Source organism: Kribbella sp. NPDC051137, from assembly GCF_040682535.1.
Lineage (GTDB): Bacteria > Actinomycetota > Actinomycetes > Propionibacteriales > Kribbellaceae > Kribbella > Kribbella karoonensis.
On record NZ_JBFBBI010000003.1, the window covers coordinates 584,365 to 604,110 of the forward strand.

Annotated in this window: 17 protein-coding genes; 11 read left to right on the forward strand and 6 right to left on the reverse strand. The window is 70.3% G+C overall.

Annotated features, from left to right (window positions below):
- Window positions 1-188: 188 nt before the first annotated feature.
- The gene (locus AB0M51_RS17870; RefSeq protein WP_344194221.1) at window positions 189-3,119 is read left to right on the forward strand and encodes a M36 family metallopeptidase; all 2,931 of its coding nucleotides are present in this window, start codon (window positions 189-191) and stop codon (window positions 3,117-3,119) included.
- 106 nt (window positions 3,120-3,225) lie between these two features.
- Here the strand turns inward: AB0M51_RS17870 and AB0M51_RS17875 are convergent, their stop codons facing one another.
- A complete protein-coding gene (locus tag AB0M51_RS17875; protein ID WP_344194223.1) occupies window positions 3,226-3,777 on the reverse strand; it encodes a PadR family transcriptional regulator in 552 nt (183 codons plus the stop codon).
- Between the two features lie 109 nt (window positions 3,778-3,886).
- Between AB0M51_RS17875 and AB0M51_RS17880 the strand changes: the two genes are divergently transcribed.
- Both AB0M51_RS17880 and AB0M51_RS17885 read left to right on the forward strand, forming a co-directional pair.
- Window positions 3,887-4,732: an SDR family NAD(P)-dependent oxidoreductase gene (locus tag AB0M51_RS17880; RefSeq protein ID WP_344194225.1), complete on the forward strand. Its 846-nt coding sequence runs from the start codon at window positions 3,887-3,889 to the stop codon at window positions 4,730-4,732.
- Window positions 4,733-4,817: 85 nt separating this feature from the next.
- Window positions 4,818-5,633, forward strand: coding sequence for an SDR family NAD(P)-dependent oxidoreductase (locus tag AB0M51_RS17885; protein ID WP_344194227.1), 816 nt, complete (start codon window positions 4,818-4,820; stop codon window positions 5,631-5,633).
- A 49-nt stretch (window positions 5,634-5,682) separates the two neighbouring features.
- Here AB0M51_RS17885 and AB0M51_RS17890 read toward each other — a convergent pair whose 3' ends face one another.
- Window positions 5,683-6,690, reverse strand: coding sequence for a LacI family DNA-binding transcriptional regulator (locus AB0M51_RS17890; RefSeq protein WP_363749616.1), 1,008 nt, complete (start codon window positions 6,688-6,690; stop codon window positions 5,683-5,685).
- 113 nt (window positions 6,691-6,803) lie between these two features.
- On the opposite strand from AB0M51_RS17890, the gene AB0M51_RS17895 reads away from it, so the two are divergent.
- Complete coding sequence (locus AB0M51_RS17895) at window positions 6,804-7,703, forward strand: amidohydrolase (RefSeq protein ID WP_344194231.1); 900 nt, start codon at window positions 6,804-6,806, stop codon at window positions 7,701-7,703.
- On the forward strand, window positions 7,700-8,260 hold the full coding sequence (locus tag AB0M51_RS17900) for a cysteine dioxygenase family protein (protein ID WP_344194233.1): 561 nt from the start codon (window positions 7,700-7,702) through the stop codon (window positions 8,258-8,260). The genes AB0M51_RS17895 and AB0M51_RS17900 overlap by 4 nt, the downstream gene beginning before the upstream one ends.
- 38 nt (window positions 8,261-8,298) lie before the next feature.
- Here the strand turns inward: AB0M51_RS17900 and AB0M51_RS17905 are convergent, their stop codons facing one another.
- The gene (locus tag AB0M51_RS17905; protein ID WP_344194235.1) at window positions 8,299-8,910 is read right to left on the reverse strand and encodes a TetR/AcrR family transcriptional regulator; all 612 of its coding nucleotides are present in this window, start codon (window positions 8,908-8,910) and stop codon (window positions 8,299-8,301) included.
- Window positions 8,911-8,988: 78 nt separating this feature from the next.
- Between AB0M51_RS17905 and AB0M51_RS17910 the strand changes: the two genes are divergently transcribed.
- Together AB0M51_RS17910 and AB0M51_RS17915 are read left to right on the forward strand one after the other, a co-directional pair.
- A complete protein-coding gene (locus AB0M51_RS17910) occupies window positions 8,989-9,783 on the forward strand; it encodes a hypothetical protein (protein ID WP_344194237.1) in 795 nt (264 codons plus the stop codon).
- Complete coding sequence (locus AB0M51_RS17915; protein ID WP_344194238.1) at window positions 9,780-10,565, forward strand: class I SAM-dependent methyltransferase; 786 nt, start codon at window positions 9,780-9,782, stop codon at window positions 10,563-10,565. The genes AB0M51_RS17910 and AB0M51_RS17915 overlap by 4 nt, the downstream gene beginning before the upstream one ends.
- A gap of 17 nt (window positions 10,566-10,582) precedes the next feature.
- Here the strand turns inward: AB0M51_RS17915 and AB0M51_RS17920 are convergent, their stop codons facing one another.
- Window positions 10,583-11,659: a TIGR03118 family protein gene (locus tag AB0M51_RS17920; RefSeq protein WP_344194239.1), complete on the reverse strand. Its 1,077-nt coding sequence runs from the start codon at window positions 11,657-11,659 to the stop codon at window positions 10,583-10,585.
- A gap of 123 nt (window positions 11,660-11,782) precedes the next feature.
- Here AB0M51_RS17920 and AB0M51_RS17925 point away from each other — a divergent pair, with 123 nt between their 5' ends.
- Window positions 11,783-12,589, forward strand: coding sequence for a PhzF family phenazine biosynthesis protein (locus AB0M51_RS17925; protein ID WP_344194240.1), 807 nt, complete (start codon window positions 11,783-11,785; stop codon window positions 12,587-12,589).
- Between the two features lie 736 nt (window positions 12,590-13,325).
- On the opposite strand, the gene AB0M51_RS17930 is transcribed toward AB0M51_RS17925, so the two are convergent.
- Window positions 13,326-13,949 carry a hypothetical protein gene (locus tag AB0M51_RS17930; protein ID WP_344194242.1) on the reverse strand — a complete coding sequence of 208 codons (624 nt, stop codon included), beginning with the start codon at window positions 13,947-13,949 and terminating at the stop codon, window positions 13,326-13,328.
- 215 nt (window positions 13,950-14,164) lie between these two features.
- Between AB0M51_RS17930 and AB0M51_RS17935 the strand changes: the two genes are divergently transcribed.
- Genes AB0M51_RS17935 through AB0M51_RS17945 form a run of 3 tightly spaced genes read left to right on the forward strand, consistent with a single transcriptional unit; the run spans window position 14,165 to window position 18,290 of the window.
- Window positions 14,165-16,723: a DUF4118 domain-containing protein gene (locus AB0M51_RS17935; RefSeq protein WP_344194244.1), complete on the forward strand. Its 2,559-nt coding sequence runs from the start codon at window positions 14,165-14,167 to the stop codon at window positions 16,721-16,723.
- Window positions 16,720-17,397, forward strand: coding sequence for a response regulator (locus tag AB0M51_RS17940; RefSeq protein WP_344194247.1), 678 nt, complete (start codon window positions 16,720-16,722; stop codon window positions 17,395-17,397). Before AB0M51_RS17935 ends, AB0M51_RS17940 begins: the two co-directional genes overlap by 4 nt.
- A gap of 50 nt (window positions 17,398-17,447) precedes the next feature.
- Entirely contained in the window at window positions 17,448-18,290 is an 843-nt protein-coding gene (locus AB0M51_RS17945) for a hypothetical protein (RefSeq protein WP_344194249.1), read from the forward strand.
- Between the two features lie 4 nt (window positions 18,291-18,294).
- Here AB0M51_RS17945 and AB0M51_RS17950 read toward each other — a convergent pair whose 3' ends face one another.
- On the reverse strand, window positions 18,295-19,716 hold the full coding sequence (locus AB0M51_RS17950) for an aromatic amino acid lyase (protein WP_344194251.1): 1,422 nt from the start codon (window positions 19,714-19,716) through the stop codon (window positions 18,295-18,297).
- Between the last annotated feature and the right edge of the window lie 30 nt (window positions 19,717-19,746).

Genomic DNA, 19,746 nt, shown 5'->3' on the forward strand with positions numbered 1-19,746 from the left:
GCGACCGGGCGATTGCTACGTGCAATTGCCCGGTCGCTCCCAGTACTGTTCCGTGCACGAAGGACAACCCTCAACTCCGCGGCAATCCGGTGAATTCTCTTCCCCGGATGTCTCCACAGGCTTAAGGTCAGCCCCCGGGACGGGTCGTGGAGGGCGACCCGCTGATTCGAACTCCATGGAGATTTGCTGTGACCACATCACGCAGAGGGCGGGGGCTCCTGGCAGTCTCAGCCGTCTCCGCGGCCGCCGTCGCGCTGGCCATGACCGCCGGTGGCGCGGACGCCGCGCAGACCGCCGGCCCGGACAAGGGCAAGGCCGCCCAGGCCGAGAACTTCACCGGCAAGGAGCAGAAGGGCTTCTACGACGCCCGGACGCCCGACGCCAAGACGACGCACGCGCGGGCCGCGAAGGTGGCCGGCAAGGAGAGCGCGGCGTCGGAGAAGTTCCGGAGCTCGCTCGGCACCCAGGGTGTCGTCGAACTCGACCCGAACACCGGCACGCCGGCCCAGGTGACCAAGCTGAACGGCTTCCTCACCGGCAGGAGCGCCAAGAAGGCCGACGTCATCGTCCTCGACTACGTGAAGGCGCACCCCGAGGTCTTCAAGCTGTCCGACGCCGACCTGAAGACGCTGAAGCTGCGCAAGGACTACGTCGACGACCTCGGCACCCACCACATCTTCTGGTCCCAGGTCGTCGACGGCGTCGAGGTCTTCGGCAACGGCCTGAAGGCGAACGTCACCAAGCACGGCCAGATCGTCTCGATCATGGGTGCGCCGGTCGCCGGCCTCACCTCCGCGGCGCAGACCCGTTCGGCCGCCGCCGCGCCGAAGATCAGCGCCGCCGGGGCCCGCAGCGCGGCGATCGAGGACGTCGGCGGGAGCACGAAGTCCGCGACCGCGAAGACCTCTGGCGTGAAGACCACTTTCAGCAACGGTGACACCGCGAAGCAGGTCTGGTTCCACACCGCTGACGGGCTCCGCAAGGGCTGGCTGACCTACGTCAACGCCGGTGGCACCAAGGTCTACACCCACGTCCTCGACGCCCAGTCGGGCGCGCTGCTGTACCGGCAGAACCTGTCGAGCTCGGCCAACGGTGACGCGCTCGTTCAGGACTACTACCCGGGCGCGGCCAAGGGCGGCACCCAGCGGGTCGAGAACCTGATCTACAACAAGTGGCTGCCGAAGAACGCGAAGACCCTCCTCGACGGTACGTCGGTCGCGGCCTGGGCGGACGTCAACGACGACAACCAGCCGAACGCCGGTGAGACGGTCAAGGTGCCCGGCACGGCGGGGCCCAGCGGGACCGGCGCACAGTACAAGCTGACCACCTTCCAGAACGCGTCGTCGTTCTGCTCGGCCTCGTTCATCTGCACCTGGGACCCGGCGAAGCCGGACTCCTGGAAGACGAACATGAACCAGGACGTCACGAACGCGTTCTACCTGGCGAGCAACTACCACGACTGGCTGGCCAAGCCGCCGATCAGCTTCACCCCGGCGGCGGGTTCCTTCGACGCCGCGGGCGGCGACCCGGTCCACCTGAACGCGCTGGACGGCGCGGCGACCGCCGCGAACGGCGGACCGGACGCAGACCACATCGACAACGCGAACATGTCGACCCCGCCGGACGGCACCTCGCCGACGATGCAGATGTACCTGTGGCACACGCCGGGCGCGACCGACGCGCAGGACGGCTTCACGCCTGCCAGCGGCGCGAACGACGCGAGCGTCCTGTACCACGAGTACACCCACGGCCTGTCGTACCGCCTGGTCACGGATCCGCAGGGCAACGCCACCCTGAACAGCATCCAGGCCGGTTCGATGGGTGAGGCGTGGAGCGACTTCTACGCGATGGACTACCTGGTCTCGCACGGTCTGGAGAAGGACACGACCGCGCCGGGTGAGGTCCTCGAGGGCCGCTACGTCGCGCACGGCGACCTGTTCCGTACCCAGGCGATCGACTGCCGCGTGCACGCGGTCAGCCCGAACTGCATCCAGCCGGACGGTTCGAAGGGCGGCTACACCTACGCCGACTTCCCGACCATCGGCGGTGCGCCCGAGGTGCACGCCTCCGGTGAGGTCTGGGCACAGACGCTGTGGGACCTGCGCGAGCGCTTCGGCCGTACCTACGCGCTGAGCCTGATCACCCGCGCGATGGAGTTGTCGCCGGAGGACCCGACGATGCTCGACATGCGCAACGCGATCGTCCAGGCCGACCTGATCGCCAGCGGCGGCCTGCACGCCGACACCATCTGGACCGTCTTCGCCAACCGCGGCATGGGCTGGTACGCCGGTGTCGTCGACGGCGGCGACGCGTACCCGGCCGAGGACTTCCACAAGCCGCCGACAGGTGCGACCACCTCGCTCAGCGGCACCGTGAAGGACAAGGACACCGGGGCTCCGGTCGCCGGCGCGCTGGTCTACGTCGGTGGTCACTCGTCCGGCTACGCCGGCGACTACGCCGCGTCGACCGATGCTCAGGGCAACTACACGATCACCGGCGTTGCCCCGGGCACGTACCCGAAGGTGGTCGTCTCGGCCCCGGGCTACGAGCTCATCGTCCAGTCGGTCAAGGTCAGCAAGGGTGCCAAGACCGACTTCACGCCGCGCCGCAACTGGGCCGCCGCGTCCGGTGGCGGAACGGTGACCGGCTTCAACGGTCCGGACTTCAGCCCGCAGTGCGGCCCGGCGTTCGCCATCGACAACGCGCAGGGCACCGGCTGGGGCAGCACCACCGGTGACGACAACGGCACGGCGACCAACCAGATGATCGCCAAGCACGTCGACATCAAGCTGCCGGCGAAGGTCGACATCAGCAACTTCAACGTCGACCCGTCGAACACCTGCGGCGACCCGGGCAGCTCGTCCACCGGCCAGTACAAGATCGAGACCTCGGCCGACGGCAGCACCTGGGCCACGGCGGCGTCCGGCACCTTCGACGCCTCCAACCGCGGCAAGTACAACCTGGTCGCCCCGACCGGCAACGCGACCGGCGTCCAGTACGTCCGCTTCTGGATGCTCAGCCCGCAGGTCCCGGACTTCCAGACCAACTGCCCGAACGGCGCGTTCGGCGGCTGCAAGTTCACCGACATGACCGAGCTCCAGGTCTTCGGCACCAAGTAACCCAACACCCGCAAAGGCCGGCCGAGCACCCCGCTCGGCCGGCCTTTGGCTTGCCCACCGAACCGGAGGGTTGCCCACTGGGATTTTCGATGGGCAACCCTCCAGTTCAGTGGATGCCCGTCGAGCTGGAGGGTTTGGCCGGGGGGACGGTCTGGGCCCAGTCGGCCCAGTCGGCGAGGGCTGTGTAGACGCGGATGCCTGCCTCGATGGTGACCCGCATCGACTGGGTCTGCTCGCTGTAGCCGAACTCGCCTCGGTCCTTGCGGGCGGCGTACTCGGAGTACTGCTCGGCGAGGTCGCGGTAGTACCGGGCCTCCGCCTCCAGGTGCTGCCGGAGTTCGTCGCGGTCCATCATCCAGAAGAACAGCGACCGCAGTAGCGGCTGCAGGCGCATCGTATGGTCGACGTCGACCTCGGTCAGCCAGCGTTTCACCTCGGCGACGCCGGCGTCGGTGATCCGGTACGCCTTCCGGCGCCGCGGGCCTTCGCTCTCGACCTCGAGCAGCCCCTCGGCGGCCAGCTTGTTGAGCTCGGCGTAGATCTTCGGGTGCTGCGCCGGCCAGATCGATCCGAGCACCTCGGTGAACCGCCGTGCCAGGTCGTACCCGCTGGCCGGCCCTTCCGCCAGCAGTCCGAGCAGCCCGTGCCGCAATGACATGTCCCCGCCTTCCTTCGCTGGGAGACATCTTGACATGTCCCCACGGACATGTGCATGCTCTCATATGTCCCTAGGGACATGTCCTAGAGAACATCTCAGAGGAGTGGCTATGAAGGCTGTTCTGGTCACGGGTTCGACCGGCGGCATCGGTACGGCGACGGTCGGACTGCTGCGGCGCCGTGGGTTCACCGTGTACGCCGGGGCGCGCGGGCCGGCCGACTTCGGCCCGGAGGTCCGCGTGGTGCCGTTGGACGTGACCGACCCGGAGAGCGTGGCCGCGGCGGCGAAACGGATCGAGGGCGAGGTCGACGGGCTCGCCGCGGTCGTCAACAACGCCGGCGTGATCGTGCAAGGTCCGATCGAACTGGTTCCGGCCGACGAATGGCGGCGGCAGTTGGAGGTGAACACCCTCGGGCCGGCATCGGTGATCCGCGAGTTCCTGCCGCTGCTGCGCTCCGGGACGGCGCCCCGCACACCGGGGCGGATCGTGAACGTGAGTGCCGCAACCGGTCGGGTCGCGATGCCGCTGCTCGGCGCGCTGTCGGCAAGCAAGGCTGGCCTCGAAGCGCTGTCGAACGCCCTCCGCCTGGAGCTCGCGCCGTGGAAGATCCCGGTCGTCGTCATCGAGCCCGGTACCACCGAAACCGAGATCTTCGCCCGAGCGGGCATCGCCGCGGATGCCGCCCTGCGGCGCGCCGACCGCTCACGGGTCGACCTCTACCGCGCACACCTGGCGGCGTACGAAAAGGCAATGACCCGCTTCAAGCCTGGTCCGGTCGACAAGGTCGCCGAGGTCATCGTCCGCGCCGTCGAGTCCCGCAGCCCCCGCCGCCGGTACGCCGTCGCGGAGGCTCGCACCTTCGGCGCCGTCCTCCCCAACCTCCCCGCCCCACTCCGCGACCGCCTCCTCGCCACCGCCACCGGCCTGAGCGGGGTAAGGGCCGCCGGGTCGTGAGTAGCGGTTGCGAAATCCGACCACGATCCACGACTCGACAGACAGGGTGTCAGCCACCTGCCACGACTCGGCGGGAGGTGAGCGTGTGAGGACGGTTGTGGTGGTCGGGGCGACGTCCGGGATCGGGCGGCGGGTGGCCGAGCGACTCTCGGTCGACGGGTGTCGATTGGTGCTGGTCGGACGGGACCCGGCGCGGGCCGCCGAGCTGGCGAGGAAGTTGCCGGATGCAACGGTCGTCGTCGCGGACGTGTCGGTGAGGGCGGGCGTCGACCGGGTCGCGGCCGCGGTGGCCGGGCGGATCGACGTACTGATCAACAACGCCGGCGTGATGACGCCGACGTACCAGCAGAGCGACGAAGGGGTCGAGCTGAACCTGGCGATCCATCACCTTGCGCCGTGGCGGACGGTCGCCGCGCTCGGGGCGATGATGCCGGCCGGTGGGCGGATCGTGAACGTGAACTCCGAGGGGCATCGATCGCCGATGCGCGGCGGGACGGTGCGGATCGATCCGGAGCGGCTGATGGACGGGCCGGGGGAGTTCGACCCGTTCCTGACCTACAGCCGGAGCAAGCTCGCCAATCTGCTGTTCACGTACGAGCTGCAGCGTCGGCGGCCCGACTGGAACGTGGTCGCCGTCCACCCCGGTGTCGTGCGTACAGACCTCGGCCGGCAGTTCCCGCGCTTGCAGGTCGCGGCGGTCTCCGCGTTCGCCCTGCCCGCGCGCAAGGGCGCCGAGCCGATCGTCGAACTGGCCGTCGGCGCCGAGCCGCCGACCGGGTACTACGACCGCTTCACCAGGACCCGCTCGTCGCCGAGCTCGTACGACACCGAACTGGCGGGCCGGGTGTGGACCGCGACCGAGAGGCTCGGCGGCGTCCGGATCCTGGACAAGGGGCAGTAAGTCTACTGACCTGATTTAGTTTCGAGCGATGGAACCCGTCGCGCGCCGGTCAGTTGGGTGGTCCGGCGACCGAGCCGCGTTCGATCAGGGTCGGTGTCAGCGTCGTGCGGCGGACCCGCCGGTTGGTGTCGACGGCGGACGTGACGCGGGAGACGACGTGGGTGACCAGGTCGTCGAGGGGCCAGTGGAACGTGGACAGCGGCGGTGTCAGCAGCTGCGACATCGGCTGGTCGTCGTACCCGAGCAGCGACAGGTCGTCCGGGATGCGCAGCTCGAGCTCGCGACTCGCGGCGTACACCCCGAAGGCCATCGAGTCCGCGAGCGCGAGGATGCCGGTCGGACGGTCGGGGCCGGTGAGCAGTGTGCGGGCGACCTCGGTCGCGCCGGCCAGGTCGTGCGGGCACTGCAGCAGCCGGATCCGCAGGCCGAGGTCCTTCGCCACCCGCTGTGCGATCTCCTCGGCGGGGCGCTCCACCTCGAGGCGCCGGGTCGGGCTCAGTACGGCGATGTCGCGGTGGCCGGCGCCCGCGAGCCGGCGCAGCGCCGTACTGACGCCGGTCTCGTTGTCGAGGATCACCTCGGACTTCGCCTTCGCGGCGGGCAGTGCGTCGCCGATCGCGATCACCGGCACCTGCCGGGCGATCTCCGCCCAGGCTTTCGCGGCCGGGTCGATCGGCACCACGACGATCGCGTCCGCGCGGTGGTCGACCAGGTGCTGGGCGAGCTCGAGCTGCCGGTCGGCGTCCCCGGCCGAGTCGATGATCCAGGCGTTCCGATCCGGGGCCAGGAGCTCGCGGCCGAGGGCGGCGGCGACGCGTTGCTGCCAGAGGTCCTCGAGCGACGCGCAGAGGACGCCGATCGAGCCGCTGCGGCCCGACGCGAGCGCGCGGGCCACCGGGTCGGCCTGGTAACCGAGCCGCTCGGCGGCGTCCTGGACCCGCTGCCGGGTCTCCGGAGTGCCGTGCAGGCCGCGCAGCGCGTACGACACGGCGGCCATCGAGAGCCCGGTCTCGGCGGCGATGTCCTTGAGGGTCGGCCTCCGGCTCGTTCCGGACATGTCCACGACCCTAGCCGGAGTCGTGGACGGAAACTTGACAGACCACCCTTTGAAGCGCTTCACTCTATTCGTCCTGAAGCGCTTCAATCTGATCAAACCGGCGAGAGGAGACGATGGTGATCGACGTCCACCAGCACCTCTGGCCGGAGGCTTTCGTGGACCGGCTGCGGGCCCGGCGGGAGCCGCCGTACCTGGACGGCTGGACGCTGCACACCGCGACCGAGGCGCCGTACGACGTGGACCCGGCGGCGCACGAGGTCGGCAAGCGGGTCGCGCTCGAGCAGGACGCCGGTACGACGCTGGCCGCCGTCTCGCTGTCGAGCCCGCTGGGGGTGGAGGAGCTCGAGGACGCCGAGCTGCTCGCCGCATGGCACGACGGGGCTGCCGAGTTCCCGGCACCGTTTCGCGCCTGGGCTTCCGTGGACGTGCGACAACCTGACATCACCGGTCTGGAAGGCCTTCTGCGCAAGGGTTTCCTGGGCGTCCAGCTGCCGGCGCACGTGCTCGGTACGCCGTCCGCGTGGGAGGCGCAGGCTGACCTGTTGCGAGCAGCCGAGCAGCTGGGGAAGCCGATCCTCGTCCACCCCGGCACCGCGAGCCGGGCCGAGACCGCCTGCTGGTGGGCGCCGGTCGTCGATTACACGACGCAGCTCCAGGCAGCATGGTGGGCGTGGCACGCGTTCGGCGGACGGCATACGTTCCCCGCTCTCCGGCTCTGCTTCGTCGCCGCCGCCGGCCTCGCCCCGGTGCACCACGAGCGGCTGACCGCCCGCGGCGGCCGGCTCGGCACCATCGACCCCAACCTGTACGTCGATACCTCGAGCTACGGCCCGCAGGGGATCGACGCGGTCGCGCGGGTGCTCGGTATCGACCAGGTCGTGCACGGCACGGACCGGCCGTACGCGGGTATCACCGACCTCCGCCAGGGCGCCGCCGCAACCGCGGTGATCCGCCACGACAACCCGCACCGTTTGTTGTTCGGTGCCGCTACTCCTGAGAGGGGAGTGCAGTGACTGCCCAGCCCATCGACGTACCCGACGTTCCGGCGCGCCAGGCCACCCGGCTCGTGGAGCTCAACAACTGTCTGTCGCTGGACGACCTCCCGGGGCGCGACCTGACGCCCGCGGAGTTGTCCGAGCTCGCCGCGTCGATCGCCGCACAGCCGCACCTGTGGGAGGACCAGGTCGCGTACAGCGACGAGGAGCGGGTCTTCGCGTCGTTGCACCGGGACGCCAACGTCGACGTCTGGCTGATCTGCTGGACGCCGGTCAACGACACCGGCTGGCACGACCACGACGTCTCCTCCGGTGCGGTGGCCGTTGCCCGGGGCAAGCTCGTCGAGCACAACCTGGCGATCGGCACCGACGCGATCGAGACCGAGGTGGAGGCGGGCGACGTGTACGGCTTCGGCCCCGACCACATCCACCGCCTGACCGGCCTCGACAAGGGCAGCGTCACCGTCCACGCCTACAGCCCGCCACTGTGGCGGATGGGCCAGTACTCGGTGAAAGACGGCGTACTCCGCCGCGTCTCGGTCTCGTACGCCGACGAGCTCCGCCCGATCGACTGACCACCGGACCGCGGCCCATCCACCGGACGGGCCTGCGGTCACGTCAGCCCGTTGCCGATGAAGGCCGACGTCAGCGCCTCGATCCTGCGGACCTGAGGGTCGTCCCGGAGCGGGCCCTGCGTCGTCAGGACCGCCGTACCGTGCACGATCGACCAGATCGGGTACTCGATGCCCTCGCGCCGTTGCGGATCGAGGACCCCGGCCTCCACCAGTTCGTCGAGCGCGTCCCGGAGCAGCCCCAGCGGCGTGCGGGCTGCCGCGTAGGTGTGCTGCTGCGGTACGGCGAACGCAGTCGCGAACAACCCGGGCTCCTGATGCGCGAACTCCAGGTACGCCGCCCCGATCGCCGCCAGCCGCCGCTGCGCGGCCTCCGGGTTCCCGCGCTTCCCGCGGACCCGGCCGATCCCCGCGACCATCCGCTCGGCCAGCTCGTTCATCGCCGCCGCGCAGACCTCGGCGAGCAGCTCGTCGCGGTCGGCGAAGTGCCGGTACGCCGCGTTGGGTACGACGCCGACGCTCCGGGTCGCCTCCCGCAGTACGACGGCCTCCGGACCGCCGGCCCGCGCCAACTCGACTCCGGCGGCGACCAGCCCAGCCCGTACGTCGCCCCGCGCCCGCCGTCGCCGCGGTGCTTCCGCCGGTTCGCTCACCGGCTCAGGATAACAAGGTGGACACTGTCCACATTTGCGACGTAATGTGGACACTGTCCACTAAATCGGGAGGGTTCGATGGGAACGGTGTGGGTCACCGCCGACGAGTGGTTCGCCGGCGGCCGACGGATCGGGTACGACCCGGAGCACGCGCGGACGGACGACGCCGGCGTACTGAAGGTCTTCGAACGGGCGACGCCTACGGCCGACGCCGACGCGGTGTGGCTGACGATGCTGCCTGGCTTCCCGGACGGCTCGTACGGCTGGGCGCAGGTGGATCACCTGCTTCCGGACAGCCTGCGGCCGCGGCTCTACGTCGAGCCGATCGGGCAGGGCGATTCGGACAAGCCGCGGCGCTATCCGCATTCGACGGCCGGGCGTGCCGACCTCGTCGAGGCGTTGTGGCGGCACCACGGCGTACGTCGTACCGTCGTCGTCACGTTCGACTACAGCTCGCTCGCGCTGCTGGAACTCCTGCGACGCGACCTGGAGCCGACGATCGAGGCGGTCTTCATCATGAACGGGGGCCTGTTCGCCGACGCGCACACGCATCCGTGGCGGGGCACGCCGATCCTGCGGTCACCGCTCGGTGCGCTCGGCGCGCGGGGCATCCAGCGCTCGGTGGTGCCGTTCGTCAAGGGCTGGCAGCAGGCGCGAATGTACTCCCGTGACTACCACCCCGGCGAAGCCGAGCTTGGGGAACTGTGGTCCGCGCTGACCCGCCGGGACGGAGCGAGGTTCCTCCACGACGGCGCCGGCTTCGTGCAGGAGCACCGCCGGAACGCGGATCGCTGGGACTTCGCGGCGATCGCCCGTTCGCTGAATGGATCGATCCCGTTGTACGTCGGAATGCTCACCGAGGAGGCGGCATGACAATCCCCTACCTGACCGGAACGGTCCACGCCGATGTCGAGAAGGCATTGGTTGCTGCAGGCAAGAACCTTCACAGCATCGAGCCCGCGGAGCTGGCGATGCTGGAGGACTACCACACCGGCGGACGCCTCGCGACGGCCCAGCTCGTGAACCTGGTCGGGCTGAACCAGGACAGCACAGTCCTCGACGCGGGCGCCGGCATCGGTGGTACGTCGCGGTACGTCGCCGACCGTTTCGGGTGTGTCGTCACCGCCGTCGACCTGTCGGACGAGTACTGCGAGACCGCGCAATGGCTCAACGACCTCGTCGGCCTGGGCGACCGGATCGTCGTACGCCGGGCCGACGTGACCGCGCTGCCGTTCGACGACGCGTCGTACGACGTCGTGTTCAGTCAGCACGTCCAGATGAATGTCGCGGACAAGGACGCGCTCTACCGGGAGGCGGCGCGGGTGCTGAAGCCCAGCGGTCGGCTCGCGCTGTGGGACCTGACCGCCGGTGACGGGCGTGACCTCGACTACCCACTGCCATGGGCTGACACCGCCGCCGACAGCCATCTCAGTACGCCGAAGGAGCTGCGCGCGACGATCGAGGCCGCCGGCTTCACCGTCGAGCACTGGGAGGACCTGAGCGAGTCGGTCGGCGCGATCATGCGGTCGATGCCGCCCAGCCCGCTCGGTCTCCAGGTGTTCGTCCCGGACTTCCGCTTGCGCGTCAAGCACCTCACCGAGGCGCTCGCCGACGGCCGCGTCCGGGCCGTCCAGGCGGTCGGCCGGATTCGCTGACCGCCTGGACAGACTGATCAGGGCTTCTGCAGTTGACCGAGGAGCCCGTGGGATTCGTCGTCGGGGCCGGCGGAGAACCACAGGACATCGGTGCCGCCGGTGGTCTGGGTGCCCTGGAGCAAGGCCCACAGGCCGTCGATCGTCAGCGTCTTGCCGTTCGTGTCGCGGACCTGGCCGGCGGGCTCGAAGCGGTGCCGGGACCTGGGCACCAGGATGTTGATCCGGCCGTCGCCGAAGTTGCCGACCAGCAGCGTTCCGGCCGGAGCACCCCAGCTCGCCGGTGCCATCGCCATACCCCACGGCGCGTTCAGCAACCCGCGGGTCGCGACGCGGGTGATCAGCCGGCCGCCGGTGCTGTACTCGTCGACGAACCCGAGGCCGCGGCCGTCGATCTCGTCGCCGGTCTTCGCGTTGACCTTCGCGTACGAGACGAAGATCCGGCCGTCCAGCGCCTGCACGTTGAACGGGCCGTACGACGCCGGCACGTGCCGGTCGCGGAACGCCCACGCCGGCAGCTTCACCGGCATGAACGAGCTGTCGAACACGTCGATCCGGTGCTGCGTGAAGTTTGCGGCGTACAACTGGTCACCGGCCAGCGCGAGGCCCTTGTACTCCGCGCCGGGCGTCGTCACCTTGATCTCGGCCGCACCCATCGGCGGGTCGACCAGCCGGCTCCAGGCCGCGATCTGGCCGGTCTCGGTGGCGAAGATGAAGTTGGCGGGTGCGCTGGTGGTGCCGTTGCTGAGGACGAACCCGGTGCCCGGGTTGTTGACCTGCCCGGTGGGCGACGGCATCGTCGGCCGGATCGGCGCCACCTTCGAGATGGTGCCCGAGCCCGGCGCGGACGAGTACAGCGTCGACGACGACGTACCGTTGTTCGACACCCACAGCGGGGTGGTGGCGCCGAGGGACAGACCCCATGGATTCACCAGGTCGGGGTCCTGGAGTACGGCCTTGCCGGCCTGGTCGGAGACCAGGTTGACCTGCCGTACGGCGAGATGGTGCGACGGACCGGTTGCGTCGGCGGTCGCGGGCGCGGCCAGTGCGAGGCTGCCGGCGAACGCGGTCGCGACTGCGAGTGCGCGCAAAGACATGACACTCCCCCTGAGTCGGGATGTGGACGCTCTCGATACGTCCCGCGGCGGCGCACGGTTCAAGGCCACTCGCACCGGAACTGGATATGGCCGGTGCCGGGTGCCGGTGGTTAGCGTCTGGGCATGAGGATTCGCGTGGTCGACGCCTTTGCCGAACGAGCGTTCACCGGAAATCCGGCGGCGGTCTGCGTACTCGAGGACGGGCCCTGGCCGGACGAGAGCTGGATGCAGAGCGTCGCGGCCGAGATGAATCACGCCGAGACCGCGTTCGTCCGGCCGTCGGAGCGGGCCGACGCCGACTGGGACCTGCGCTGGTTCACGCCGACGCTCGAGGAACGGCTCTGCGGTCACGCAACGCTCGCGACCACGCACGCGCTGGCCGCGGACGGCAAGGTGTCGGGGAAGACCTCGTTCGCAACGCTCAGCGGCATCCTGACCGCGACGGTCGCGGAGGACGGGATCACTCTCGACTTCCCGGTCAATCTGCCTGTTGCCACACCCGTGCCGGACGGCCTCGCGGCGGCGATCCAGACCGAGCCGCTCGAGACCTACGTGACCGGGGAGCTGCGCGACCTACTCGTCGTCGTCCAGGACGAGGCGACTGTGCGGGCGGTGGTCCCGGACTACGACGTACTGGCCGGAATCATCGAGCGCGGACGGCTGCGCGGGGTGATCGTGACGGCTTCGAGTTCGGAGTACGACTTCGTGTCGCGGTTCTTCGCGCCGGGGAGCGGGATTCCGGAGGACCCGGTGACGGGGAGCGCCCACACGAGTCTCGCGCCGTACTGGGCCTCACGCCTGGGCCGGGACGAACTCGTCGGCTACCAGGCCTCCGCCCGCGGCGGTGTCGTCCGCGTCGTCCCGGCCGGCGACCGCGTCTACCTCAAGGGCCGCGCGATCACCGTCCTCGACGGGGAGCTGTACGTCTAGGCCTCTCCCGCGTGCTCCGCAGCTGCTCCGGCCGCTGCGCTCCCACCCACCCGCCGGCTTTTGCGAGCTGCCGCTCGCGGCGACTGCCTAGGCGGAGGTGGTGCGTGAGGCTGGATGTGGTCAGCGGCGGCTGGAGACGTGGGACAGGCGGGCGCGTTGACGGGCCGGGTAGCTGGTCCCGAGCTGCGCAGCCGACTGCCGGCGGTGCGTTGTGAGCGACAAGCCCTGGGTCGGGGAACAACCCGTGGTGTCGGGGAACAAGCCATAGCCTGTCGCCCGACACCGGGAGGTATGCACGGTCACCCCACAGAGAGCACCGGCCGCCCCGCACCGGCCGGTCACTCGCGGCACCACCCGCCGAACCACTCGCAGCCTTCCACTCGCCACCCCACGCCCTCCAGCTCTCAATTGCCCACCTCCACCGCTCGCCACCCACCACCTGCGGTTTCGCGGAGCACGTACGCGGGGGTTGATCACACTCGCCCGGCACCACTCCGCTTCCCACCCCTCACGTTCACGACTCGCATCACCCGCCACCCACCACGAGCGGCTTCGCGGAGTACGCCGGCGAAGTAGTCAGCCACGAGCGGCAGCTCGCAAGATGCCGGTGGGTGGGAGCGCACGGAGTGGGTGCGGGAGGGAGCGGAGCGACCGAGAACGCGGGGGTGACCACGTCCGCTCGCTCCCTCACGCGGGGGGGTGACCACGTCCGCCCGTTCGCTCCCTCGCGCGGGGGCTAGGCCCAGGACTCGGCGTGGGTGGCGACGCCGTTCGGGGCGATCAGTTCGGTGATGACGTCCTCGGCGTCCGGGTCCAGCGGCTCGAAGGGTGCCTCCGGTACGACGTATGCCCGGGCGCCGGCGATGAGCTCGGTGCCGGGTAGTTCGAACCACGCCTCGCCGACCTCGCGGCTGATCTCGTAGATGGCCTGCTCGGCGCTGTCGACCGGCTCGCGGTCGCCGGACTCGTCCAGCTCGGCCGGGTGCCGCTCCTGCGCGGCGCGGCCGGCCTCGAGGAGTTCGTCCAGGTCGACGACCCGGAGGTCGAAGCGTGACACCACGCTGATCAGCTGGTCCGGCTCGGCCGCCTCGTCGTCCTCGTCCTCGGCGGCGTCGTCGAGCAGCAGCGCCGTCGTACCGGTGTGTTCGAAGACGGCGTCGTTCCAGTCCTCGACCACGCCCTCGAGGGCCGCGTTGTGCTCGAACAGGGTGGTGTGGTCCTCGTCGCCGGTCATCGCGAGCAGCGCGTCGGTGTGCGCCTGGAGCCGTTCGGCGAGCTTGCGGCTGGCCTCGGCCAGCGCGGCCCGGGTCTCCGCGGAGAAGAACTGGTCGGTGGGGGCGGGGATGTCGATCTCGGTCACGTGCGTGTTCTTCCCTGTCTGTCGGCTGGGTTTGCCAGCCGTAAGTATGTGAGAAGCCTGTGAGAGGTCCGGCAGCGGGTGTGAGAGACCTGCGAGAACCCTTCTGGCCGGGCAGCCGGCGATGTGCAGTGGAGTCATGAACACAAGGCCGCGTGCTGGGCTTCCGGGGGAGCCATATGTCGTCGCGTTCAACGCGGCGCTGGCATGATCGCAGTATGAAGCGCGGGCATCTGCGGGTGTATCTGGGTGCCGCGCCCGGTGTCGGCAAGACGTACAAGATGCTGGGCGAGGCCCGGCGCCGGCGTGCCCGGGGGACCGACGTAGTGGTCGGGTTCGTCGAGAACCACGGGCGGGTGCACACCGCGGAGATGCTGGAAGGGCTTGAGGTGATGCCGCGGCGGATCCTCGACTACCGCGGCGCGAGCTTCACCGAGCTCGATCTGGACGCGGTGCTGGCCCGGCGGCCCGAGGTCGCGCTGGTCGACGAGCTGGCGCACACGAACATCCCGGGCAGCCGGAACGAGAAGCGCTGGCAGGACATCGAGGAGCTGCTGGCTGCCGGGATCGACGTGATCTCGGCGGTGAACATCCAGCATCTGGAGTCGATCAACGACGTGGTCGAGAAGATCACGGGTGTTCCGCAGCAGGAGACGGTCCCGGACCGGGTGGTCCGGGCGGCGGACCAGATCGAGCTGGTCGACATGACGCCGGAGGCGCTGCGGCGGCGGATGGCGCACGGCAACATCTACGCCGCCGACAAGGTGGATGCTGCCCTGGGCAACTACTTCCGGGTCGGCAACCTGTCGGCGCTGCGGGAGCTCGCGCTGTTGTGGCTGGCGGACCGGGTGGACGCGGGTCTGCAGCAGTACCGGGCCGAGCACGACATCGACTCCACCTGGGAGGCCCGGGAGCGGGTCGTGGTCGCGCTCACCGGCGGCCCGGAGGGTGAGACCCTGATCCGCCGCGCCGCCCGGATCGTCGCCCGCTCGTCGGGTGGGGACCTGCTGGCGGTGCACGTGGCCCGCTCCGACGGTCTGACCGGCGCGAACCCGAGCAAACTCGCCGAGCAGCGGAACCTCGTCGAGCAGCTCGGCGGCACCTATCACCAGGTGGTCGGCGACGACGTTCCGGCCGCGCTGCTGACCTTCGCGAGGGCGGAGAACGCGACCCAACTGGTCCTCGGCGGGTCCCGGCGCAGCGGGTTGTCCACGGTGCTCACCGGACCCGGGATCGGCTCGACGACGATCCGCGACTCGGGCGACATCGACGTACACATCGTCACCCATTCGCTGATGGGTCGCGGCCGGCTGCCCAGGATGCGCGGCAGCCTGTCCCGGAAGCGCAAGATCCAGGGATTCGTTCTCGCGGTCGTGTTGCAGCCCGTGCTCGCGCTGGTGCTCGGGCTCGGCGGCGACACACTCAACCTGACCAGCAACGTGCTGGTGTTCCTGCTCGCGGTCGTCGTGGTGGCGCTGGTCGGCGGGATGTGGCCGGCGATGCTGACCGCTGTCGGCGGGTCGCTGGTCCTCAACTACTTCTTCACCCCGCCGAAGCGGACGTTCACGATCGCCGAAGTGAACAACGCGCTCGCGCTGCTGATCTTCATCCTGGTCGCGGCGATGGTCAGCTCGGTCGTCGACCGGGCGGCGCGCCGGACCAGACAAGCGGCCCGGGCGGCCGCGGAATCGGAGACGCTGGCGACCTTGGCCGGTTCGGTACTGCGTGGCGAGACCGCGCTGCCCGCCCTGCTGGAGCGGGTGCGCGAGGCGTTCGGGATGACCGGCGCGTGCCTGATGGAGCGGGTCGACGACGACGAACTCACCGAGGTCTGGCGGCCCCTCGCCTCCACCGGGGTGCTCACCTGCACCCGGCCGGAGGAGGCCGACGCCGAGATCCCGGCGCGCGACGACCTGGTGCTGGTGCTGCAGGGCCATCAACTGGAGGCGGACGAACGCCGGCTGGTCGGCGCGTTCGCGGCCCACGCGGCGGCGCTCGTCGATCGGGCCCGGCTGAGCGAGGCGGCCGCGGAGGCGAAGCCGCTGGCCGAGGCCGACAAGCTGCGTACGGCGTTGCTCCGGGCGGTCGGGCACGACCTGCGCTCCCCGTTGGCGTCGGCGAAGGCCTCTGTCACCTCGCTGCGCAGCGACGACGTGGAGTGGAGTGACTCCGAGCGGGCCGAGCTGCTGGAGACCGCGGACGAGTCGCTGGACCGGTTGTCGCGGCTGGTGGACAACCTGTTGGACCTGAGCCGCCTACAGGCCGGCGTACTCCCGGTCTTCACACGGCCGATGGCGCTCGACGAGGTCCTCCCCGGCGTACTGTCCGAGGTCGGGGACGACGCGGACCGGGTAACCGTCGACATCCCGCACACGCTGCCGCTGGTCGAGGCGGATCCGGCACTGCTGGAGCGCGTGGTCGCGAACCTGCTGGCGAACGCGATCCGCTACTCGCCGCCCGGACGGCCGCCGCTGGTCACCGGCAGCGCGCTCGGCGCCACCGTCGAGATCCGGGTGATCGACCGCGGTCCGGGGATCCCGCAGCGCGACCGGGACCGGGTGTTCGCGCCGTTCCAGCGGCTCGGCGACACCGACAACACGGTCGGTGTCGGGCTCGGGCTGGCGTTGGCCCGCGGGCTCGCCGAGGCGATGCACGGCACGGTGCAGCCCGAGGACACGCCGGGTGGTGGACTCACCATGGTGGTCTCGATTCCCGCGGCGCAGGCTTCGGAGGCCCCGGTTCCGGGCGCACGTGAGAGGTCAGGAGAGACGGAGTGACCAGGGTTCTGGTGGTTGACGACGAGCCCCAGATCGTGCGGGCGCTGCAGATCAACCTGAAGGCGCGAGGGTACGAGGTGCACCTGGCCGGCACCGGTACGGCGGCGTTGAAGGTGGCCGCGCAGCACCCGCCGGAGCTGGTGATCCTGGACCTCGGCCTGCCGGACCTGGACGGCGTCGACGTGATCCGTGGGCTGCGCGGCTGGACCGACGCGCCGATTCTGGTGCTGTCCGGGCGGACCGACCAGACCGACAAGGTGGAGGCACTGGACGCCGGCGCCGACGACTACGTGACGAAGCCGTTCGGGATCGACGAACTGCTCGCCCGGATGCGCGCCGTACTGCGCCGCAGCAACCTCGCGCAGGACCAGCCGATGGTCACCGTCGGCGGCATCAACGTCGACCTGGCCGCGAAACGCGTGACGCTGGAGACCGGCGAGGACGTCCGCCTCACCCCGACCGAGTGGCACCTGCTCGAGGTGCTCGTCCGCAACCCCGGCAAGCTGATGTCGCAACGGCAGTTGCTCACCGAGGTCTGGGGCCCCGGCTACGAGACGGCGAGCGGCAACCTGCGGTTCTACATGGGCCAGCTGCGCCGCAAACTCGAATCCGACCCCGCCCGCCCGAAGCACCTGCTCACCGAGCCTGGGATGGGTTACCGCTTCGAGCCGTGACGTCCGTTTCGTTCAAGACGCCGTGGACGGATCTGGGGGAGGGTGAATCCATGGACATCTTCACGGCAGCACGGGACTTCGTACGGCGGGACGCTCGGGTGCTCGAGCGGCGGCTCTTCGCGACGGTTTTCGAGGGGGCGGATGCGCACGGCGTGGTGGACGCGCTGCGCGGGTTCCAGAACGCCGACGGGGGATTCGGCTGGGGGCTGGAGCCGGACAAGCGCTGCCCGGACAGCCTGCCGCTCGACGTCGAGGTCGCGTTCGACACGCTGCTCGCGGCCGGCGCCCGCGACCAGGAGATGGTGCGCCGGGCGGTCGACTGGCTGAGCGGCCTCGCGAACGCGGATGGTGCTGTCCCCCTGTGCGGTCCGGCCGTCGAGCAGTATCCGCGGGCGGCGCACATGACCGAATGGACGTACCAGCCGGACATGAACCCCACCGCGGGACTCGTCGCTGCGCTGTACGAGCTCGGCTTCGAGCATCCGTGGCGGGACAAGGCCGAGGCATGGTGCGCGTCCGAGGTGGCGAAGGGCTTCCCCGAGGACGCCCACGGGATGCTGACGACACTGAAGTTCCTGGAACACACCGAGGATGCCGACCTCGACAGCATCCGCGACTGGTTGCCGAAGCTGACCAACTACCGCGCCGACGCGAAGTCTCCGGAGTATGGCGTCACCCCGCTGCAGTTCGCGCCGTCCCCCGACAGCATCTGGCGGCCGCTGTTCACCGACGAACAACTCGACGCCCACCTCGACCGCCTGATCGCCGACCAGCAGTCCGACGGCGGCTGGGCCCTCACCTGGGAACCCCCGGGCCCCGCCGCCACCCTCGAGTACCGCGGCATCGTCACCGTCGGCGCCCTCCGCACCTTGAAGGCCTACAACCGCCTCTGACCGCCTACCCCGACTCCGCGGGGTGTTCGACCTGGCGGTCGCCCCATTGGGTGAGCAGGCCGCGGGCGATTTCCAGGTCCTCGCGGAGCGAGCGGTCGGTCAGGTCGCCGGGTAGGGCGGCGAGGGCGTCGGCCAGCCACGGGCCGACGGGCGCGGGGGACAGGTCCTCCGGGGTCAGCTCGGCGAGCCGGATCGCGCGGACCGCGGTGACGAGTTCGCTGGCGAGGACCTCGCGGAGTGCGTCCAGGAGCTGCTTGGTCAGTACGGCGGCCTGCGGGGCGAAGCTCGCGTGGAGTTCGGCGCCGCGGGACAACGTCGCCGTACCGAGGGTCGCGGGCTGGGCGGCGGAGCGGACCGCGGCGAGCGCGTCGTGGGCGACGTACTCGATCATCATCACGCCCGAGCTCGCCTCGGCGCCGCTGGCCAGGAACCGGCTGAGGCCGGTGTAGTCCGGGTCGACCAGGTTCGCGACCCGGGTGGTGGAGAGGGTCGCGACGCTGTGCAGGCTGAGCCGGAGCGAGTCCAGCGCGAGCGCGATCGGCATCGCGTGCCAGTTGCCGTTGTGCAGTACGGCGTCGCCGGCCACCAGCGGGTTCTCCGCGGCGGCGTTGATGTCGATCCGCACACTGTTGCCCAGGGCATCGGAATGGTCGACGGCCGGTCCGAGTACCTGCGCGAAAGCCCTGAGCCCGAAGGGATCCTGGACCCGGGCGGGTTCGAGCGGCAGGCCGTCGAGCAGCTCGCGCATCCTCCGGGCGACCCGCAGCTGTCCCGGTTGCGGACGGGCCTCGTGGACGCGGGCGTCGTACACCTCGGCGTTGCCGCGGAGCGCGACGTGCGTCAGGGCGCCGACCAGCGGTACGACGTTGATCAGCGTGGACGCTTCGACGTAGGCGAGGCAGCATTCGGCCAGCGTGAAAGCGTTGCTGGACAGCAGCGGGAGCGCACTGGTGCCGTCGACGACGTCTCCGAGCGCGAGCCCGAGCTCGGCGAGCGGGCCGAGGTCGCCGGTGCCGATCGCGCCGCCGCGGTGCAGGTCCGGCAGGTCGTCGTCGTTGAGCAGGCCAACGATCGCGTCGGCGACCGCCGGGTCGAGCCCCGATCCGCCGGCCGCGAGCTGGTTCACCCGGATCAGCAGCCCGAGCCGGACCGCGTCCTTCGGGTACGACGTCGTACCGGTCGTGGAGTGCGACGCGAGCAGCCGCGCCCCGTGCTCGGGGTCGGACGTCAGGACGTCGCGGTTCGCGCCGACGCCGGTGGTCCGCCCGTACACGGCACGCCGCGCCGAGACCTCGGCGACCACGCGGGCCGACTCGTGCATCCGTTTGCGTGCGTCGTCACTCAGGCGTACCGCCGTACGCCGCTGGCCCAATGCCACGGCCTCCAACGGCGCCAACCCAGCCCCGCTGAGCTCGACCGGTTCCATCCCGTCATTGTGAAACCGCCGGCCACCCCC

What these genes read in the sequence shown, in the direction of transcription:
- AB0M51_RS17935 (WP_344194244.1), top strand. Translation starts at nt 14,165, where the DNA reads ATGAAGCGCGGGCATCTGCGGGTGTATCTGGGTGCCGCGCCCGGTGTC.
- AB0M51_RS17910 (WP_344194237.1), top strand. Translation starts at nt 8,989, where the DNA reads ATGGGAACGGTGTGGGTCACCGCCGACGAGTGGTTCGCCGGCGGCCGA.
- AB0M51_RS17950 (WP_344194251.1), bottom strand. Translation starts at nt 19,716, where the DNA reads ATGGAACCGGTCGAGCTCAGCGGGGCTGGGTTGGCGCCGTTGGAGGCC.
- AB0M51_RS17875 (WP_344194223.1), bottom strand. Translation starts at nt 3,777, where the DNA reads ATGTCATTGCGGCACGGGCTGCTCGGACTGCTGGCGGAAGGGCCGGCC.
- AB0M51_RS17915 (WP_344194238.1), top strand. Translation starts at nt 9,780, where the DNA reads ATGACAATCCCCTACCTGACCGGAACGGTCCACGCCGATGTCGAGAAG.
- AB0M51_RS17890 (WP_363749616.1), bottom strand. Translation starts at nt 6,690, where the DNA reads ATGTCCGGAACGAGCCGGAGGCCGACCCTCAAGGACATCGCCGCCGAG.
- AB0M51_RS17925 (WP_344194240.1), top strand. Translation starts at nt 11,783, where the DNA reads ATGAGGATTCGCGTGGTCGACGCCTTTGCCGAACGAGCGTTCACCGGA.
- AB0M51_RS17880 (WP_344194225.1), top strand. Translation starts at nt 3,887, where the DNA reads ATGAAGGCTGTTCTGGTCACGGGTTCGACCGGCGGCATCGGTACGGCG.
- AB0M51_RS17920 (WP_344194239.1), bottom strand. Translation starts at nt 11,659, where the DNA reads ATGTCTTTGCGCGCACTCGCAGTCGCGACCGCGTTCGCCGGCAGCCTC.
- AB0M51_RS17895 (WP_344194231.1), top strand. Translation starts at nt 6,804, where the DNA reads ATGGTGATCGACGTCCACCAGCACCTCTGGCCGGAGGCTTTCGTGGAC.
- AB0M51_RS17945 (WP_344194249.1), top strand. Translation starts at nt 17,448, where the DNA reads ATGGACATCTTCACGGCAGCACGGGACTTCGTACGGCGGGACGCTCGG.